The sequence below is a fragment of the Pricia antarctica genome, from assembly GCF_900101815.1.
In the GTDB taxonomy this organism is placed as follows: Bacteria; Bacteroidota; Bacteroidia; order Flavobacteriales; family Flavobacteriaceae; genus Pricia; species Pricia antarctica.
Map to the genome: position 1 here is coordinate 254,870 of NZ_FNAO01000006.1, position 18,121 is coordinate 272,990.

General features: G+C 43.5%; 13 protein-coding genes. 6 read left to right on the forward strand and 7 right to left on the reverse strand.

Annotation, left to right across the window (positions count from 1 at the left end; all coding sequences use genetic code 11):
* The first annotated feature begins 644 nt into the window (after positions 1–644).
* Entirely contained in the window at positions 645–1,922 is a 1,278-nt protein-coding gene (locus tag BLT07_RS13140) for a tetratricopeptide repeat protein (protein WP_091869913.1), read from the forward strand.
* Positions 1,923–1,965: 43 nt separating this feature from the next.
* On the opposite strand, the gene BLT07_RS13145 is transcribed toward BLT07_RS13140, so the two are convergent.
* Positions 1,966–2,754 (reverse strand): DUF547 domain-containing protein, encoded by a 789-nt coding sequence (locus BLT07_RS13145; RefSeq protein ID WP_091869418.1) that lies wholly within the window; start codon positions 2,752–2,754, stop codon positions 1,966–1,968.
* A 190-nt stretch (positions 2,755–2,944) separates the two neighbouring features.
* Between BLT07_RS13145 and BLT07_RS13150 the strand changes: the two genes are divergently transcribed.
* From BLT07_RS13150 to BLT07_RS13160, 3 genes are all read left to right on the forward strand, one after another.
* Positions 2,945–3,655, forward strand: a complete 711-nt coding sequence (locus BLT07_RS13150) for a TIGR04283 family arsenosugar biosynthesis glycosyltransferase (protein ID WP_091869421.1) — start codon at positions 2,945–2,947, stop codon at positions 3,653–3,655.
* Between the two features lie 228 nt (positions 3,656–3,883).
* On the forward strand, positions 3,884–4,927 hold the full coding sequence (locus BLT07_RS13155) for a VOC family protein (protein ID WP_091869425.1): 1,044 nt from the start codon (positions 3,884–3,886) through the stop codon (positions 4,925–4,927).
* A gap of 76 nt (positions 4,928–5,003) precedes the next feature.
* Entirely contained in the window at positions 5,004–5,861 is an 858-nt protein-coding gene (locus tag BLT07_RS13160; RefSeq protein ID WP_091869916.1) for a phospholipase A, read from the forward strand.
* 176 nt (positions 5,862–6,037) lie between these two features.
* On the opposite strand, the gene BLT07_RS13165 is transcribed toward BLT07_RS13160, so the two are convergent.
* From BLT07_RS13165 to BLT07_RS13185, 5 genes are all read right to left on the reverse strand, one after another.
* Positions 6,038–6,844 carry an anti-sigma factor gene (locus tag BLT07_RS13165; protein ID WP_091869428.1) on the reverse strand — a complete coding sequence of 269 codons (807 nt, stop codon included), beginning with the start codon at positions 6,842–6,844 and terminating at the stop codon, positions 6,038–6,040.
* On the reverse strand, positions 6,835–7,386 hold the full coding sequence (locus BLT07_RS13170) for an RNA polymerase sigma factor (protein ID WP_091869431.1): 552 nt from the start codon (positions 7,384–7,386) through the stop codon (positions 6,835–6,837). The genes BLT07_RS13165 and BLT07_RS13170 overlap by 10 nt, the downstream gene beginning before the upstream one ends.
* A 160-nt stretch (positions 7,387–7,546) precedes the next feature.
* The gene (locus BLT07_RS13175; RefSeq protein WP_091869434.1) at positions 7,547–8,149 is read right to left on the reverse strand and encodes a superoxide dismutase family protein; all 603 of its coding nucleotides are present in this window, start codon (positions 8,147–8,149) and stop codon (positions 7,547–7,549) included.
* Positions 8,150–8,330: 181 nt separating this feature from the next.
* Positions 8,331–11,273: a TonB-dependent receptor domain-containing protein gene (locus tag BLT07_RS13180; RefSeq protein WP_245726543.1), complete on the reverse strand. Its 2,943-nt coding sequence runs from the start codon at positions 11,271–11,273 to the stop codon at positions 8,331–8,333.
* A gap of 159 nt (positions 11,274–11,432) precedes the next feature.
* A complete protein-coding gene (locus tag BLT07_RS13185; protein ID WP_091869437.1) occupies positions 11,433–12,602 on the reverse strand; it encodes a FecR family protein in 1,170 nt (389 codons plus the stop codon).
* A 295-nt stretch (positions 12,603–12,897) separates the two neighbouring features.
* On the opposite strand from BLT07_RS13185, the gene BLT07_RS13190 reads away from it, so the two are divergent.
* A complete protein-coding gene (locus BLT07_RS13190) occupies positions 12,898–13,434 on the forward strand; it encodes an RNA polymerase sigma factor (protein ID WP_091869440.1) in 537 nt (178 codons plus the stop codon).
* Between the two features lie 186 nt (positions 13,435–13,620).
* Here BLT07_RS13190 and BLT07_RS13195 read toward each other — a convergent pair whose 3' ends face one another.
* Complete coding sequence (locus tag BLT07_RS13195) at positions 13,621–14,388, reverse strand: CDP-alcohol phosphatidyltransferase family protein (protein ID WP_091869443.1); 768 nt, start codon at positions 14,386–14,388, stop codon at positions 13,621–13,623.
* Positions 14,389–14,571: 183 nt separating this feature from the next.
* Between BLT07_RS13195 and BLT07_RS13200 the strand changes: the two genes are divergently transcribed.
* Positions 14,572–17,976 (forward strand): ThuA domain-containing protein, encoded by a 3,405-nt coding sequence (locus BLT07_RS13200; RefSeq protein WP_091869446.1) that lies wholly within the window; start codon positions 14,572–14,574, stop codon positions 17,974–17,976.
* Positions 17,977–18,121 lie beyond the last annotated feature (145 nt).

Here is an 18,121-nt window from a genome sequence, read left to right on the forward strand (position 1 = left end):
AGGTGATAATCAGTTACCGTATTAAAAGTTAGTGGTTTGGGAGGATAGAAACATAAAAATATTGCTTTATGGTACAAATTGAGTCGAAAAACAAGATTTGCTTTGATATTGATACATCATTAACCAGCATCATATTACACTTCTACGAGAAAATTAGTATTAACTTTATTTTAACACTTACGTTAAAACCTCGCTAAAATTGTTACGTAAGTAGGGTTGAATAATAATCTTAAAACTTTAAAATGAAATAGCGCCTGATGCCGCCACAACCTAATTCATTACAGGGTCCGGAGCGCCTGATTTTACGCGATTGGTTTTACGGGTAGAACACCACAAGATGACGTAATCGATGTTTCCCTTATCCTTCTTTTTGGAGGTTCGACCGGTGATCGTTTTAACGGTCAAGAAGTTGAAGGCGTTGGAACCTTCCCACAATTAGTATCAGATGGTGTTGCCCTAACAGCATCCCCATCAGACGATTTCCCATATTTGGGAGCTCCTGAATAAGACATCAGTCTATGAAAAAGGGAGTTATTCTGGGGGGATGGGTTTCCCATCCTCCCTTTTTTTATCCTAGTTATTTATCAAATACGCTCAATACGCTTTACAACCTTACTAACACAATGACTGCTAAAATTTCGAAGATGAAATATATTACTACAATTATATGGGTACTTTTTTTATCCTCCTGCCAAACAGCTAGTGAGAATCAAATCACGGATAAAAAGGATTATGACAAATATTTGGTTTCCAGTCCCCCGAAAACCAATTCAAAATATTTTGAACTTTGGAATTCCAAAATTAAGCCCGATAGCTCGCAACTGATGAGCTTTGGAATCGTTGGTGGGGAGTATAACCGCTACTTTCAGAACACTGGCGACATTAGATACTTGAAAAAAGCAGAAAAAGTGCTTAAAAAAGCCGCCGATATTGCCAATGTCAGCCGAGCGAGTATGTATAGGGCTTTGGCGCGAAACTATATTTCGCAGCATCGATTTAAGGAAGCCAAGCAATGGGCCGACTCGGCGAACGCCATAGGCAGCGGTCTCAAACAGACCAAAGGCTTGATGTTCGACGTGCAAATGGAGCTGGGCAATTACGATACGGCCGAAAAATATTTGGACAGCCTTAAAAATAGGGACGATTTCGGATATTTAATCCGTTTGGCCAAATGGAACGATCATAACGGAGATCTTGATACGACCATCCGTTTTATGGAAAAAGCTACGGAGAAAGCCGAAAATTCTAAAAACACGGGATTAATGGTATGGTCGTATACCCATTTAGCCGATTATTACGGTCATGCCGGAAGAATCGACGAATCGTACGGTCATTTTCTAAAAGCCTTACGGATAGACCCCGAAAATGCTTATGCTAAAAAGGGAATTGCCTGGATTGTATTTTCCTATGAAAAAAAACCGGAAGAGGCGATGCGCATTTTAGACTCCGTTACCCAGTATTATAAATCTCCCGTTTATTTTTTACTAAAATCCGAAATCGCCGAATATATGGGCGACGATATGAAAAGTGTGGTCAATCTCGACAAATATTTCAAATTGGTTCAAGATTCCGCTTATGGCGATATGTACAATTCATATAATATTTCCCTCTATTTAAACGATACTGAGCAATATGATAAAGCCTTAGCGCTAGCCGAAAGGGAGGTAACAAACAGGCCGACTCCCGAATCCTACAGTTTTTTGGCGAATTCCTATTTAAAAAAGGGAGACACGCAAAAAGCGCTCGATATTGTTGAAGAGCACATTGAGGGCAAGACCTATGAACCTGCTGTACTTCTTCGTACCGCAGAAATCTATAAGGCCACCGGTTCGACCGATCGTGTAAAGCAACTTAAGGACGAATTGCTCGGGGCAGTATACGAATTAGGTCCTGCAACGGAAAAGGAGATAGCGCAATTGTAGGGGATTGCAAAAGATTTTGATTCAACGCTTAGAATGAGATTTCCTACAGTTCTGTAAAATTATCCAAATCTAAAGTCCAGTCGTAATTTTTATAGGTAAGGTCTATGTTTTTCGTGGTGGGGATGATACCGTATTCCTTTAGAATATCCTTTACGCCGTTTTTACAGCCAAAATCACCTCGGAACCAGCTGAATAGGGGAGTTGTCTTTACTTCTTTTGTATCTGAATCGTACTCCGACACTCGCTTTAAATAGGCCTTTGTGCCTTTATCGAACTGTTTCTCAAGTCGATCAGCTTCGTAGATGGCTACCGGCGGACAGTCTTTTGCGCCACAGTTCAGTGCAAAATGGATGTGATAGTTGCGGTCATCGACCCGCAGTTTACGCTCGAATTTATTCGGAAACCATTTTCGTATAAGTCCCCCGCCCAGTTCCCATTGGGATTTACGGATGATGCCATGCTCGATTTTGGCAAAGGAAATTAATCTTCCAGCTATAGGAATTTGCTCTTTTTTGAAGAATGCTTGCCTATCTTTGTATAGTTCCGGATTTTCTGATAGGATTACCTGTATATAGGCATTGTAAATATTCGTCCAAAAAGCCAGTTTTTCATTATCGGTCTTTAGTCCGTTTTCCAGTTCATCCAGGGTCGTATTGTACAATTGGGCCCTGATTTCATTGGTGTCACCGTCATTGATGATGTTTTTTAAGAATTGTTCGGAAAGGGCGTTAAAATCCGAAATTTTTACGTTCTGGTTTTGGGCCTGAATACTAAAAAATGTGAAAAAAACGTAAATTGAAGTAGTTAAATATTTAAATCGGGATACGTTCATTAGATTTGTTTATGGTTTATACTGTTATTTACAAAAACTGGGTATACCGGTTTGGTCGAAAATAATCACAAAACCTTAACGGTAAATCTACATAGATAGTACTCATTGCAGACAACCTTCTCATACGCATATTTACTACGCATACTTATATTTACTAATTGATATCTCCTGCCCCTTGGCGCACCCTTTTATGACGACCATTATCATTCCTGCCCACAACGAAAAGGAAAACTTGCAAGCGCTACTACCGCAATTGACCGAATTTCGTGAAGACTTTCCTTTAGAGATTATAGTAGCGCTTTCTTCCGATAATTCAGATGGTTCCGAGAGGTTGACTTCAGCGTATTCTATAAAATGCATACGGTGCAAGAACAAGGGAAGGGCTGTACAAATGAATTCCGCGGCGAAACTGGCGAAAGAAGGTATCTTGGTTTTTTTACATGCGGACGTTACCCCTCCCGATGCATTTATCTCGGATATTTCAGCGGCGATTCAAGAGGGATTCGATGCTGGTTTTTTTTCGTACCATTTCGACAAAAAAGACTTTTTCCTACAAATAAACGCTTTTTTTACTGCTAAGGATGGTATTTTTACGGGCGGTGGCGATCAATGTCTTTTTATTAAAAAGAAAGTTTTCGATACCTTGGGAGGTTTCGACGAGAAACAGGTTTTGATGGAGGATTTTGAATTTTTTAAGAGGATGAAAAAAAATAACATCCGGTACACCATCATAAAAAACGACCTCATTGTTTCGGCGAGAAAATATAGGAACAATTCGTATATGAGAATAAACTTGGCCAATTTTCTGTTGGTAATACTTTTTAAGTGCGGTTATCCAGCAATAAAATTAAAAGCACTACACGAACGACTGATCAAGATGCCTTATCAAAATAATACATAGGTAATTGCAATAACGAAGCCTTAAAATTGGAATTATTTGCGTCCGAAATCAATCCGTTTGATTGGCTAAACGCTAAACGCTAAACGCTAAACGCTAAACAATAAACGTTTCGCACCAACCGTCCTATTTTCTTTGCGAACAGCGAACAGCGAACAGCGAACGGCGAACAGCGAACAGCTTGAAGCGTACAACAGTCAAAATTCGTGATTGAACCAATACCCTGACAACATGGCCAAAATCATCAACGGAATCCAGCAGATAGGTATAGGTGCGGCCGATGCCAAGAAGGTTTTCGACTGGTATCAAAAACAGTTGGGTTTCGATATCCTTGTTTTTGAAGACGTGGCCCCGGCCAAGCTGATGACTCGATATACCGAAGGCAGTGTTCAGAACCGCGTTGCACTTTTAGCCCTGAATATGGTCGGGGGAGGGGGACTTGAAATATGGCAATTCAAAGACCGTAAGCCGCAGGCACCTGAACAGCCACTACAACTAGGAGATTTGGGAATCAACGCCATGAAAATTCGATCGCGGAACCTAGCCGAATTCCGAGAACACCTGACCGGGTTGTCTCTTGACGATGTAAAGACTATCTATGAAGAATCACATTTTTTCTTCGCCGATCCTTGGCGTAACTGGGTGCAGGTCGTACGGGAAGACTATAGTTTTACATCCACCAAATATTTATCAGGGGGTGTATTAGGCGCTTTAATAGGAGTTTCGGACATGGAGGTTTCCCTGAAATTTTATCGAAAATTGTTGGGTTATGATACCATCGAAAGCGACCTTAAAGGTGTTTTTAATGATTTCGCGGATATGCCCGGCGGAAAGGGAAACTTTAGACGTGTTCTTTTAAAACATCGCAAACGGCCTGTTGGAGGTTTTGGTGATCTTTACGGCCCCTCCCAAATTGAACTGGTTCAATCGCTAGATCGTAGTCCGGTCCCTGTTTTCAAGGATCGAATGTGGGGCGATTTGGGATACATTCATCTATGTTTCGATATACGGGGTATGGATGCCTTTCGTTCGGAGGCCAAAGGCCTAAATCATCCGTTTACCGTCGATAGCGCCGACAGTTTTGACATGGGCGATGCAGCCGGCAGATTCGCCTATGTCGAAGATCCCGACGGCACCTTAATCGAATTGGTGGAGACCCATAAAGTACCCATTTTCAAACGTCTGGGAATTCACATAGACCTGAAAAATAGACATTCGGAAAAACCCCTTCCCAAATGGTTGGTCAAAATGATGAGGATACATCGGGTACGTTGATAAAAGAATCCAAAAATTAGTTGGAAGTGATTAACGAAACGATTTTGCAATGGTACCTTTGCCGCAAAATTGGCGCATGATAGCTAGGAAATATCCAAATTCCTATTTTCTGTTTTTTTTATTGGCAATCATCCTTTTACCGATGATGGAACTCAGTGCCCAGGCCTTCACACGGGATGAATTCAAGGATTCTATACAGAATATACCTTATTTTACCATCCATAAAGATAATTATTTTATCACCGGATTACCCACGAATACTTCCGTAAACAGCAACACGGCCAATGCCAAGTATCAGATCAGTTTCAAACAAATGATAACGCGAAACGCCTTGCCCTGGGACACCTATCTTTTTGCGACCTATAGCCAAAAAGCGTTTTGGGACGTTTATAAGGAATCTTTCCCCTTTCGAGAAATAAATTTCAATCCAAGTATTGGGGTAGGGAAGGCTATTTTTAATAAAAGGGACCGGTTGAAGGGTATTATATCTATCAACTTTGAACACGAATCAAACGGCAGGGATAGTATATTTTCAAGAAGTTGGAATAGATTGAACATAGAATATGCTACTAATTTAAGCGACAAAATAAGGGCTCGAGGAAAACTTTGGTTACCGTTTGCCTATAAAAAAGGAAATTCAGATATTTTAGAGTATAGGGGGCTCGGGGAACTTCAACTTTCTTATGAAATGAAACCGAATAAACTCTATTTTGAGGTACTTCTGCGAAAAGGCTTGACCTGGGATACTAAAGGAACTTACCGGCCCCGTATTTATTATAGTCCTTTTAAAAAAAACAGATCGAACCAATATTTTATGTTGGAATGGTACGTGGGCCAGGCCGAAAGTCTTATGGACTATAAGGCTTTTACTAGTATGGTGCGCATCGGCTATGTCATAAAAAGCAACGAGCTTAATTTTCTCAAAGGCAAGTGATTGCAATCACTTCAAAAGTTTATCGATACAGAGTCAGTTCAGGAAGTATTTGGAATTTGGATTTCCCCAATTATTTATCAAAATAAGAGAGCCGCCCTTGTTAACGTTTAGGGATAAAAAATCCCTGTAAAAAACTAATTTTACAGGGATTGACAAAGCTTTATCGGTACTTTTCCCTAGGATGAAGAAACGGCCCCAAGTGTATACAACTGTTCCATGGTCGGCCCTTCACTACCACCGGCAGGTTCGAGCGTAATTCCGAAGGCTTCCGATTCGTTGGGGTTGTTCAAGGTGAATATCTTATTATCGTCAGAAGCAAAATTCTCAAGAAGCCCAACGCTCGTTGGGGTTAGCGGATTCATTTTCAACGACCATACCTGATATACCATGCCATCGGGAGGTTCGGGCAGCCCCTGGGCATCGATAAGCACTTTTCTCTGTTCTTTGTTCCAGTAGGCCTTGGCATACGAGTCGGGCGAAACTTCCTGTCCGCCCAAGGTTATCACCGAAACGTCTTTGTCCCTTAGAGCGCTCAAAAGTTGCTCTGTATTGGTCAAAGAACCGCGGGCCTCTATTATTTGTTGCTCCAATACCCCATTCTCCTCGTTGACCATTTCGATATCCGATTTCAGTTGGTCGTTCTGTACATAGAACCAAGCTAATCCGGCAGCGAAGATTACTGCGGCCGCCCAGCCGATATAGGTGCTTAGGTTGGATTTTTCCTCTTTCGGCATTTGTACCACTTTGGTATCCTTGCGCTCACCGATACGTACTTTAACGTCTTCAAACCCTTTTCGTTTCGCATATTTTGGCGCTACGGCCTGGGACAGTTCGAGTATGGCCGCCTCGATGGCCAAGATTTCGTTTCTGATTTCGGTATACTGGGTGGCATTCTCATGTACCTCCAAGTTTTCGTCCTCCGTTAGCAATCCAGCCACGTAAAGTTCCAAAATTCCCGATGTTATGTATTTTTCTACTTCCATTCCAACGTTATATTTTCCCTTAGTTTAGAAATACAGCTTCTGTTCCTGGTCTTTACCGTTCCCAAAGGTATGTCGAGCTCGTGGGATGCTTCTTTTTGAGTATATCCCCTAAAATAGAGCATTTCGATAATCTGAAGGCATTTTTCTTTCAAATTCAGTACCAGTTTTTTGAGCGCGGAAGTGTCGATGGTAGTTTCGTTCGGTGAATCGTTAGTATCCGCTCTGTCTAAAATACCTACGAAGAAGTCGGCGGACAGATTCTTTTGTTGATTTTTATAGGATTTTGAGCGCACTTTATCGATGGCGGAATTACGGGCAATATTCAATATCCAAGTAAAGAAACGGCCTTTTGACGGGCTGTAGCTATCGGATTTGTTCCAAATTTTGGTAAAAACGTCCTGAGCGATCTCTTCGGCCAAAAATTTGTCTCTCACGACGGTATTGATTGCCCCGCAAATATTTTCCCAGTACATTTCATAAAGCTTTTCAAACGCTATGACGTCTTTTTTCTGGAAACGCGTTACTAATTCGTCTAAATCCATACGTATTGAAATTGGTTATTTAGGAGTTGCGGAACTTAGAGGCCCCATATTTCCGAGAAGCTAAACTGAACAACGGATTTCACCCTTGATAAAGTTAGTTTGTCCAGTTTATAAATATAAAAAAAACCGCCAAATAGGCGGTTTTTAATTGATTAACAATTTACTCAGTGATTTCACCACAACTTACTCTCGATCCAGCATCGCCGCTAGGTTGTGACGTAAAGTCATCGGGACCGTCGTGTACAATAATCCCATGACCTATAATATTCATTTTCTCGTCATCACAGCCGATACACCATTCATCGGTCGTAAACTCCATAGTGGCCTTACCCTCGGCATCAGCGGTCATATTACCAATATCACCGGTATGGTAGCCTTCTTCAGCGCCCCATTTGCCATGTGGCATATCCGTTGGGTTCCAATGTCCCCCGGCCGATTTACCGTCATCAGAAGAACAGTCGGCATTTTCGTGAATGTGTATGGCGTGTTCCCCTTCCTTTAGTCCGGAAAAATCAGCCATCATTTTTACTTCGCCATCCATTTGCTCAAAAGTAACGGTACCTTGAACCTCGCTACCCCCTTTGGCTTGCATTTGTACGGTGAGCGTTTTGCCCATCATATCATCGTTCATGGCATTGTCTTCCATACCGTCCATGGATTCTTCCATCGAATCCCCAGCCTTATCGGCATCCTTTTTAACTTCTTTACAACTGTAAGTGCCTATTAACAAAAGACCTACTAGCGTTAATTGTATTGTTTTCATGTTTTTAGATTTAAAAATTCTGTGTTAAAGGTAAGCATAATATAGATTCACTCTTGCTCAAACCGATTTGATTTTAACAGTATCGGCCACAGAAAGCATCCGATTTCACAACTGATGGCGTTGAACGCTATCAAAAAACTAACTCAAAAATGAATTAAGTCAAACTATATGCATTGAATCATTAAAACTTGAAATTCAGTTTGCTGAATATCCGTGTTCCATCGATGCCGAACTGGGTCGTTTGCCATGGATATTTGAATCTTCCGACAAAATCGAGGTTTCTGTCGTTGGGTACTCCTCCATTATCACTATAGGCATCGGCGAACGTATCCGGGTAAATATTGAATAGGTTGTTGGCCCCAAGGGTGAAGGTTATTTTATCGGTGAAGTCGTAGCTAAAGCTCAAATCCGTAAGCCATTTACCACCGTAGGTGGCATCGTCGTCGGTGTTGCTAGGGTGGCGATAGGTAACTTTTCCGTAGTTCAGAAAGGATAAATTCGTTCTGAACTTGTTGATGCTATAGTTGACCGCGGCCACTATTTTTTGTCTAGGCCTCCAACTTTCTACCCTAGAAATATCTTCCCGGGAGAAAAGGGCATCCTCTAAATTATTTTGAACTATAAATTCCGGGAAGTTGGTATCCTTTACCTCGGTCTTGTTGAAATTGGCAGCGATACTACCACTTAAAAACCCACTGCCCAATGCGATGTTATCGTAATTGAATACGATATCGATACCTTGTGTACGAGTATCAATGGCATTCAAAAAGAAACCGGCCGCGCCTACGTTTACACTCTGTAGTGTCTGGTCTATGGGGCTATTGGGATCACCCGTTGGTGTCACCTGGCCCGACAGTACGATGCGGTCGTCAACATCGATTTGATAGACATCGGCGGTCACACCAATATTTTTACTGATACGATACGTCATACCGCCACCAACGTTAAAAGAAGTTTCGGCATCGAGTTTGGGAATGCCCAAAGCCCTCAACGCGGGATCGGCATTGTTAAGAATACCGTTCTGCTGTACCCCGTTTTCGGTCAGGGTAGTGGTCAGAGCCGTATAAAATACCTGATGTAAAGAGGGCGCCCTAAAACCACTGCTTATCGAGACTCGAAAGGCGAGCTTGTCATTGAATGTTTTCAGCCTGCTGTTCACTTTCCAGCTTAAGTTGGAGCCGAAATCACTGTAATTTTCATACCGCAACGCACCACCTACCAAAAATGATTCAGAAATATCGGCTGTCATATCCGTATACAGGCCAATATTACTGCGATAATCGTTCGAGGCGTTCTCTGGCTTAAAACCACCGAAAGATTCCGATCCGGTTCGGTCGGTCGGGTCGTCGGGAGTGGCGTCACCGTAGGAGGCGAATTCACCCGCCTCGGTGACGAAGTGCTCGGTTCTATGTTCCGCACCAAAGGCAAGGGTAAAGGCATCTATACCGATATCCTCAAAGGTTCGTACGACATCTAGATTATTCACGACGTGGCCGAACTGGTGTGCGCCATTGTAAAAATCAGAAGGGCTGCCAGCGCCGAAGGACTGGTTGAAGGAATTTTTGATATAATAGTCAATTCTGTTCCTGCCCATGGTAGAGCTCAAATCAAAATTCCAGTTGTTGTACGTGGTCTTAAGGCCCAATGAAAAGGTGTAATCTCCGATTTGCGGAGCCATTTCGGCCAAAAAGAAATCTGCACCGGGATAGATTTGTTCAAATCCGGGTACCCAATACGGGACACGGGCGAATTGTGGTGCCGACCCGCTTCTATTCGCCAAGGCACCAAAAGAATACACTTCAGTGCTGCTCTCTTCGTCTAGCGTGTATCCCATATTGTAGGCGATGTTGGTGATGGTCATATCGGGCAGTCCCACTTGAAAACCGGCACTTGGATTTCGTTGTAGAAAAGAGGTGAGATCTTCTGTCACGCCCCAATACGCTTCTTCGTCGGCCGCGCTGGTAACCGTACCCGCACGCTGGGAACGTGACTGGTCAAAATAATTGAAGGTAAAATTGGCGTAGCCTTTATCCGTTATATCCATTCCAAAGCCGGCTTCTATTTGATATTGCTGACCATCACCTTCTGTGGTCGTACTGTAACTGGTATTGATGAAGGGATCGGATTTTTTCTTCATGACCAGGTTGATGACCCCGGCGACGGCATCGGAACCGTATTGTGCAGCGGCACCGTCACGGAGCACTTCGACCCGCTCCAAGGCACCCGAGGGTATCGATTTCATATCTACGCCGACCTCACCGCGGCCGGGCGTCACATAACTGTAAACGAGCGCACTGGCATTTTTACGTTTTCCATTGACCAGCACCAAAGTCCTGCTTGGAAAAAGTCCTCGTAAATCGGCGGGACTAAAGTGGGCCGCGGCATCGGAAATCGGTTGTTGGGTGGAATTGTACGAGGGTACTTTGAACATCAACTGTTGATCGAGTACACCTCTACCTGTAGCTTCCAGTTCTGCGAGCTTTAGGTTGTCAACGGGAACGGGGGAATCAAAAGAAGTTCTAGGCTTGCCACGGCTGCCCACGACAACCACGTCGTCAAGTTGTGCGGCGGCCTCTTCCAAAGCAATGGTAATGGTATCTTTTCCTGTAATATCTACTTCTAAGGTGCGAAAACCGATATAGGATACTTCTAGAATGGTTTTTCCTTCAGGGACTTCCAACGTGAACTTTCCGTCGAAATCGGCCTGCGCGCCGACAGTGGTACCTTTGACCAAAACGTTGGCACCCGGCAACGGCGTACCGCTTTTATCGGTAATCGTACCGTTGATTTCCATGTCCTGTTTGGATGCCTCAGTGGTTCCCCTTGATTTTGAGGTCAGCACTATTTGACTTTCGTTAATTTTAAAATCAAAATTGGCGAGGACGCCTAATTTATAGAGCACCTTATCGATAGTTTCCCGCTTTACCTTAAAGGTAACGGTGGCAGCATCATCGATTTCCTTAACGTTGTAAAAAAAACTATAATCCGTTTGGGCCTTTATCTCATCCAAAACAGTCTTTAGAGGGACTTCCTTATAATCCAGATCAATTTTCTTTTGTGAGAATATCGAATTGGCCGATAACTGCAACATAAAAAAAAAGACGGCTGCGAAACTAAGTTTCATTTTCAGATTGGTTTTTCTACGACGATTTCTTCGAATAATGTCGGTACTCGTGTAACAATTTTTCATAATTTAGAGTATTGGAATTAGTGTATCAGTTTTCGTTTAAGCAGTATGATGATATTCTAATTTTCAGGGGGAATGTTGGCGCATTTCCCTTTTTTATTTTAGTATCGTTATTCTATTTTGTTCTATTTTATATGAAAATGGGGTGCTCAGGGCTATTGTTTTCAAAATCGATTCAACACTCTCGTTATGGAATTCACCCTGAAATACGGCCGCGTTCAAATGCGGCGCCTTGTTGATAAACGTCACATTATGGGTGCGTTCCAATTTTTTTAATATTTCAGGAAAGGTTAAATCATTTATTATCAATTTATTTTGCATCCAAGCGGTATACAGGCTGGTATTGACCTTTTGTTTCCCAAGACTTTTAGTCGATTTGTTGAAATTCGCCTGATAACTTGGGGAGAGCCGCGTTCTGTTTTTGGGCGTTTTGATTTCATAAACATTCACGGCCCCCTCAACCAAGGTAGTGGCAATCGCATCGTCAGTTCCGTAGGCCGACAGGTTGAACCGGGTGCCCAGCACTTTAATATTTATATTTTCCGCAGTAACGATAAAAGGTTTTTGCGCATTCTTGGTAACATCGAAAAATGCTTCGCCTTCGAGAAATACTTCCCTTGATTTCGAGCCTCTGGCAAAGTGCTGTGGAAAGCGTAGCTTTGAACCGGAGTTCAACCAGACCCAGGTACCGTCGGATAATTTAACCTTGAACCTCTGCCCGTTCGGAACGTAGAGCTCATTGAATCTGACCCTTGTTTTTTCTGTTTCTGCTTTCGAATCGAAGGTCAATTGGTTCTTGTCTTTGTTCGCGATGACATTTCCCTGTGCATCTTGTACTAGGCCATCGCTTTCTGAATCGATTTCTTGAGTGCTGCCGTCGTCCAACTTAAGTACGATGCCCTCTTTGTCAGGAAATATAGGCTGCTCTTTGGTAACCCTGTTGTCGGTGGGTTGGGGATTATCCAAAAAATGTGATTTCACAAAAATGGCCGAGGCTAGAAGGATGGCAAAGACTGCCGCATACCTGAAGATATGAAAGGGGATTCTTTTTTTGGATTTCTTTGTAGTAATAGCACCTGAGAACTTTAAAAAGGCAGCTTCGTGGTCAAAATCCGTTGAGCAGTTGCGGTCGTATTCACGAATGCGGTTCTTGAAAAAGACCCTATTTTCCTCTTTGGCAAGTACCCACTCCATTAACTTTTGACGCTCAGCTTTGGTCAGTTCGCCTTGAAGGTATTTTTCTATTAAAACCGATGTTTCGCACATACTAATTATAAATTCATTTTGTCTTTTTCTTTTACCTACGAATATTATATTTTGAGGCCCTATTCCTCATTTTTAAAAACCGTAGCCCTACTATGCTGTTAAACGATGACTTCATCTGAGCTCAAAAGCCGATATGCCCCGTTCCAAAACAATACCTCTGAATGAGTTCTATTCATAACTTAGATGGAATCAAACAGATGGATTCAAAAAGTCTTCTTTACTTAAAGGATGCGTTTTTTTAAAAAACCCCTATGTTTAATAATTTTTATTAGCTTTGAGAGGTGATTAAATACGAATGAAAGAGGATACATTGTTAAAAGGATTGCAAAAAGGCAATGCTTCCGCGTACAATGAACTTTTTTCGGAATACTATGTCTGGCTGTGCAATTACATCTTCACGCTATCCAATGATAGAGGCCTATCGGAGGATATCGTGCAAGAGACCATCATCCATATTTGGGAGAAAAGAAAACGAATATCCGTTCAACACTCCCTTAAAAATTATCTGTTCCGGTCTTGCCACAATCGATTCTTGGCCCATTTAAGAAAAAAGAAAGTAAGGTTTGATTTTTTGGATCAAATCCGTTGGGATATACTTGCCGAGGTCCGCATCGAACCCGAAGTACGGCAAGATTCGAAAATCCAAAAAATGCATCGACTTATCGATGAACTTCCCCCGCGGTGCAGGGAAGTCTTCGTCAAGAATAAGTTCGAAAAAAGGCAATACAAAGAAATAGCCGTCGATATGGGTATATCTATTAAGACCGTAGAAAACCAAATGTCGAAGGCCCTGCAGTTCTTAAGGGAGAATGCTACAGGGTTTATGTTGTGAAGATTTTTCTCGAATTGGAATCCTAGGACTGTAGGATGCTCGATACATAAAAATTACTTCAATCGGGATTTCATTCAGCCCGTTTCCAAATTTCATCGTTATCATTGCCAACACCTGTTTGAATCTAGGTATCTCTTTATACATCCATTTAATATGGTAAAAGTTTGACCAATTATTCCGCAAACCCTAATTCAGATGGTACCTCCTTATCCCAATAAAAACAAACACCAATCCCGTATACCCAATAAAAAAAGGAATAATGTAGTCTTTTAGCCCAGCGACTTGCATCAATCCGATGAGTAATAATTGAAAACCTAACCCGAACGTTGAAACACCGGTCATTAACCATTTAGGCAGGCTTTTAGCCTCCGCTGCCTTGGGATCCAGAAAATAAACGACACGATCAAAAATCCCATAGAATAATTGGTATAGGGAGAAGAGGAAATCTACATGACTTTGCTTTTCGCCTTGCAGCGCCTTTGGGGCATCGATTTCGAAAATACGGCTGGTGGTGTCTCCTTGATATTTATTTCTCAGGATTACATAATAATAGTTGTACAATGTACCTTGGAGCTGTATGCCAAAAAATGCCAACAATGTATAAATCAGCGACCCTTCGGTCACGTAGCATATGCTCAACAAAACCAGCAGGTTAATTACAATATCGGATACCGAATCGAGATAGCGGCCTGTGTGTGAGGGCGTATGCTTGATACGGGCCAATTCCCCGTCCGCAGCATCTAGAATGGATTTTAGTACCAAAAAGAAGAGCGCGGCCCATGGCATATACTGGAGTATGCTGGCGATGGCGACCAAACCGGAAACGATAAAGGACAAGGTCACCTGCACCGGGGTAACGGATGTATTTTTAAGCACTCGGGCAATAGCTTTGGCGACCGGTCTGCCATAATCGGACAGGTCGATGAATTGGTGTTCTTTGGGGAGTTTCGACATGAAGCATACCCGTTGAAATTGAAAACCGGAAACGAAAACACGCTGGCCGGTCACGTTTTTCAAACAGGATGCAAAGATAAGGCTAAAAATAGATCTCAGAATTTAAACCATATAGTTTTGTGGTGTTTTCAATGCTTATCCTTACTTTTATACCCTGAAATTTAACAAATATTCCCCCCATACATGAAAAATAGTGTCCTTCTCTCGATATTGACCCTTTGCCTAATCTTTGCAAGTTGCGGAAATCAACGCGACGGAAATCCAAAAATCCTAGTCTTTTCAAAAACCATGGGCTTTAAGCACGCCTCAATACCTACTGGAATTGCCGCCATTCAAAAGTTGGGGAAAGAAAACGGATTCGAAGTGGACACGACTAAAAATGCGGAACTTTTCAACGAAGACAACCTAAATCAATACTCCGCCGTCGTTTTTCTGAGCACAACGATGAACGTGCTGGACGCCAAGCAAGAGGCCGCGTTCGAGCGTTATATTCAATCGGGTGGCGGATACGCCGGTATTCATGCCGCGGCCGATACCGAATACGATTGGGGCTGGTATACCAAATTGGTCGGGGCGCAATTTCTGAGCCATCCTTCCGGTACGCCCGAAGCGGACTTTATAATTAAGGACAAAAAATTTGTCGCGACCCAATTCTTTACAGATACTATTTGGCACAGGGCCGACGAAATCTATAACTATAAAAAAATAAATCCTGATGTTAAGGTCATCATGACGGTCGACGAATCTTCCTATAAGGGCGGTGCAAACGGCGATTACCATCCTTTTGCCTGGTATCACCAATATGATGGAGGACGTGCCTTTTACACCGGAGCGGGACATACCGATGAGAGTTATTCGGACGAGCAATTCCTCAAACACATTTTGGGGGGTATCGAATATGCCATTGGCGATAACGAAAATCTGGATTATGAAAAAGCGGTGACCCAAATTCCACCTGATGCGGACCGGTTTTCAAAAAAACAGCTAGTGGTCGGTGAATTTTTTGAACCTACCGAAATGGCGGTACTTCCCAATAACGACGTGCTGATAGCGCAACGGCGGGGCGAGATCATGTTGTACGAAGACGCAACCAAAGAGGTGAAACAAGTGGGGGCTCTTGACGTTTATTTCAAAACTTTGAACACACCCGGGGTCAATGCCGAGGAAGGTTTGATGGGATTGCAAAAAGACCCGAACTATGCCGAGAACCATTGGATTTACCTGTATTATGCCCCTTCCGGGGATGAATGGGTGAACCGGCTTTCGCGCTTTACTTTTAAGGACGGTGTTTTCGACAAAGCATCCGAACAGATTATTTTGAATGTGGAAACCCAACGCGAAATCTGCTGCCACACTGGGGGATCCATTGCTTTTGGACCTGATGATTTGCTCTACTTATCCACAGGGGACAACTCCACGCCTTTCAATGAAAAGGGTGTGAAATATGTAAATAGCGGGTATGCGCCCTTAAACGATATTCCCGGACATGAGCAGTACGATGCGCGCCGATCATCTGGCAACACCAATGATTTGCGAGGAAAAATTATACGGATAAAAGTCAATGCCGATGGTAGTTATGATATTCCCGAAGGAAATCTCTTCGCCAAAGGAACCGAAAAGACCCGTCCTGAAATATATACCATGGGGCATCGTAACCCGTATCGGATTTCCGTAGACCCGAAAAAGGGCTATTTGTATTGGGGCGAAGTCGGACCCGATGCGCGACAGGATTCCATGGATACCCGGGGGCCTCGTGGCTACGACGAAATGAACCAAGCAAGGGAAGCGGGTAACTACGGTTGGCCATTATTTATCGGAGATAACAAACCTTATGTGAGTTACAACTACAAAACCGGGGAAAGTGGGAAAGCTTTCGACCCCAAAAAGCCGATTAACGATTCGCAGAACAATACGGGGTTAAGAGAACTGCCGCCTGCGCAGCCCGCGTACATTTTTTATCCCTATGCGGAAACCACTGAGTTCCCGGAGGTGGGTTCTGGCGGGAGAAACGCTATGGCCGGCCCGACCTATTATTCCGATCAGTATCCCAACGGAGGCACCCTCCCGGGATATTATGATGGTAAGACGATTATCTACGATTGGATGCGGGGCTGGATGATGGCCGTCACTCTCTTCGATGATGCCACGTTCAACAAAATGGAACCTTTTGCCTCGGATATCGACCTAAACAATCTGATCGATATGGAAATGGGTCCCGATGGCCGAGTATACCTTCTAGAATATGGCAGCGGGTGGTTCTCGAAAAATGCGGATTCCGGTTTGAGCTATATTGAATATAACGGCGGGAACCGTCCGCCACTGATCGATAATATGATAGTGGACAAAACCTCGGGCAAATTGCCCTTGTCGATAACCGCCAAGGTGGAAGCCAAGGATAGGGAAGCCGATGCCCTGACCTATGTTTGGGACCTCGGGAACGGGGAAACCCTAGAAACCAAGGATCCCGAAGTATCTTACACTTATCAGGATGCTGGGGATTACAAGGTTTCCGTAACCGTGAAAGACGACAAGGGCGAGGCCGTGAAAAGTGAAATCGTTCCGGTGGTCGCCGGTAATTCAAGGCCTGAGATCGCCATCGATTTGAACGGGGGTAACTCTTCGTTCTTCTTAAAGGGCGTGCCAATTAAGTATTCCGTTACGGCCACTGACCCTGACGGTACTACCATTGACCCTTCAAACTTGTTCGTTTCGGTAGATTATCTTGAGAGTTACGATCAGCAGAACCAATCGTTAGGGCATCAACAAGTATCTGCCACAGTAACAGGTAAAGCCTTGACCCAAGGTATGGACTGTAAGACTTGTCACAAGGAAGCGGAAGCCTCTATCGGGCCGAAGTACACCGATGTGGCCAAGAAGTACGCGGGCAAATCGGATGCCAAGAGTTACCTTCAGAAAAAAATAGTATCAGGTGGGGGTGGCGTTTGGGGCGAGGTAGTCATGCCTGCACACCCGAGTGTAACGCCGGATGAGACCCGGCAAATTGTCGAGTACATTATGGCTTTGGCAGACGATTCCGCAAAAGCAAAATCGTTGCCCGCTTCCGGGATCATCGAACCCAACCCCAAACAAGGTGATAACGTGCTGGTGTTGACCGCTAGTTATACCGATAATGGGGCAACCGGTACCATTCCCCTGACGGGAGTAAAATCAGTAGCCTTGCAAGGGAGTACGGTCAGCTTTTCCGATAAAACCAAAGCAGAGGGATTCACCGCTGTTCAATTCAATGGTCAGAACCTGTTGATGGTGCCCAAACAACAAGGATGGTTTGCGCTGGATAACGTAGATCTTAAGGGAGTCAATTCGGTCACCTTGACCGCAGGATGGCGAAAAGCCCCCAAAACCGGACTTGATTTCGAGATGCATTTGAATGCACCGGACGGCGAACTTTTGGGTAAAGGTAGTATGCCCAAACCAGCGGCCGGTCAGCCGGGAGGAATTTTTTCGATTGAAATGGAAAAGGACAAGGATGTCAAAGCGGATGAAATCTATTTTGTATATAAACCTAAGGAAGGTGAAGATAGTGGTGCGCCCGTAGCACTAAGGAATGTACGGTTCGAGGCGAAATAATAGGCGGATTCCATTCCGTCTTAGAACCCGGTTTTGGAGTAGGGCAGGCGTTTGACGCAAATCTTTACGTTTAGAAACGATTTGCGTTGATTCGTCAATAAGGTGCTATTTTACTCCTATTTTGGTGAACACTGCACTGTACCCC

What these genes read in the sequence shown, in the direction of transcription:
- BLT07_RS13195 (WP_091869443.1), bottom strand. Translation starts at nt 14,388, where the DNA reads ATGTCGAAACTCCCCAAAGAACACCAATTCATCGACCTGTCCGATTAT.
- BLT07_RS13150 (WP_091869421.1), top strand. Translation starts at nt 2,945, where the DNA reads ATGACGACCATTATCATTCCTGCCCACAACGAAAAGGAAAACTTGCAA.
- BLT07_RS13180 (WP_245726543.1), bottom strand. Translation starts at nt 11,273, where the DNA reads ATGAAACTTAGTTTCGCAGCCGTCTTTTTTTTTATGTTGCAGTTATCG.
- BLT07_RS13185 (WP_091869437.1), bottom strand. Translation starts at nt 12,602, where the DNA reads ATGTGCGAAACATCGGTTTTAATAGAAAAATACCTTCAAGGCGAACTG.
- BLT07_RS13170 (WP_091869431.1), bottom strand. Translation starts at nt 7,386, where the DNA reads ATGGATTTAGACGAATTAGTAACGCGTTTCCAGAAAAAAGACGTCATA.
- BLT07_RS13190 (WP_091869440.1), top strand. Translation starts at nt 12,898, where the DNA reads ATGAAAGAGGATACATTGTTAAAAGGATTGCAAAAAGGCAATGCTTCC.
- BLT07_RS13140 (WP_091869913.1), top strand. Translation starts at nt 645, where the DNA reads ATGAAATATATTACTACAATTATATGGGTACTTTTTTTATCCTCCTGC.
- BLT07_RS13175 (WP_091869434.1), bottom strand. Translation starts at nt 8,149, where the DNA reads ATGAAAACAATACAATTAACGCTAGTAGGTCTTTTGTTAATAGGCACT.
- BLT07_RS13200 (WP_091869446.1), top strand. Translation starts at nt 14,572, where the DNA reads ATGAAAAATAGTGTCCTTCTCTCGATATTGACCCTTTGCCTAATCTTT.
- BLT07_RS13160 (WP_091869916.1), top strand. Translation starts at nt 5,004, where the DNA reads ATGATAGCTAGGAAATATCCAAATTCCTATTTTCTGTTTTTTTTATTG.
- BLT07_RS13165 (WP_091869428.1), bottom strand. Translation starts at nt 6,844, where the DNA reads ATGGAAGTAGAAAAATACATAACATCGGGAATTTTGGAACTTTACGTG.
- BLT07_RS13155 (WP_091869425.1), top strand. Translation starts at nt 3,884, where the DNA reads ATGGCCAAAATCATCAACGGAATCCAGCAGATAGGTATAGGTGCGGCC.
- BLT07_RS13145 (WP_091869418.1), bottom strand. Translation starts at nt 2,754, where the DNA reads ATGAACGTATCCCGATTTAAATATTTAACTACTTCAATTTACGTTTTT.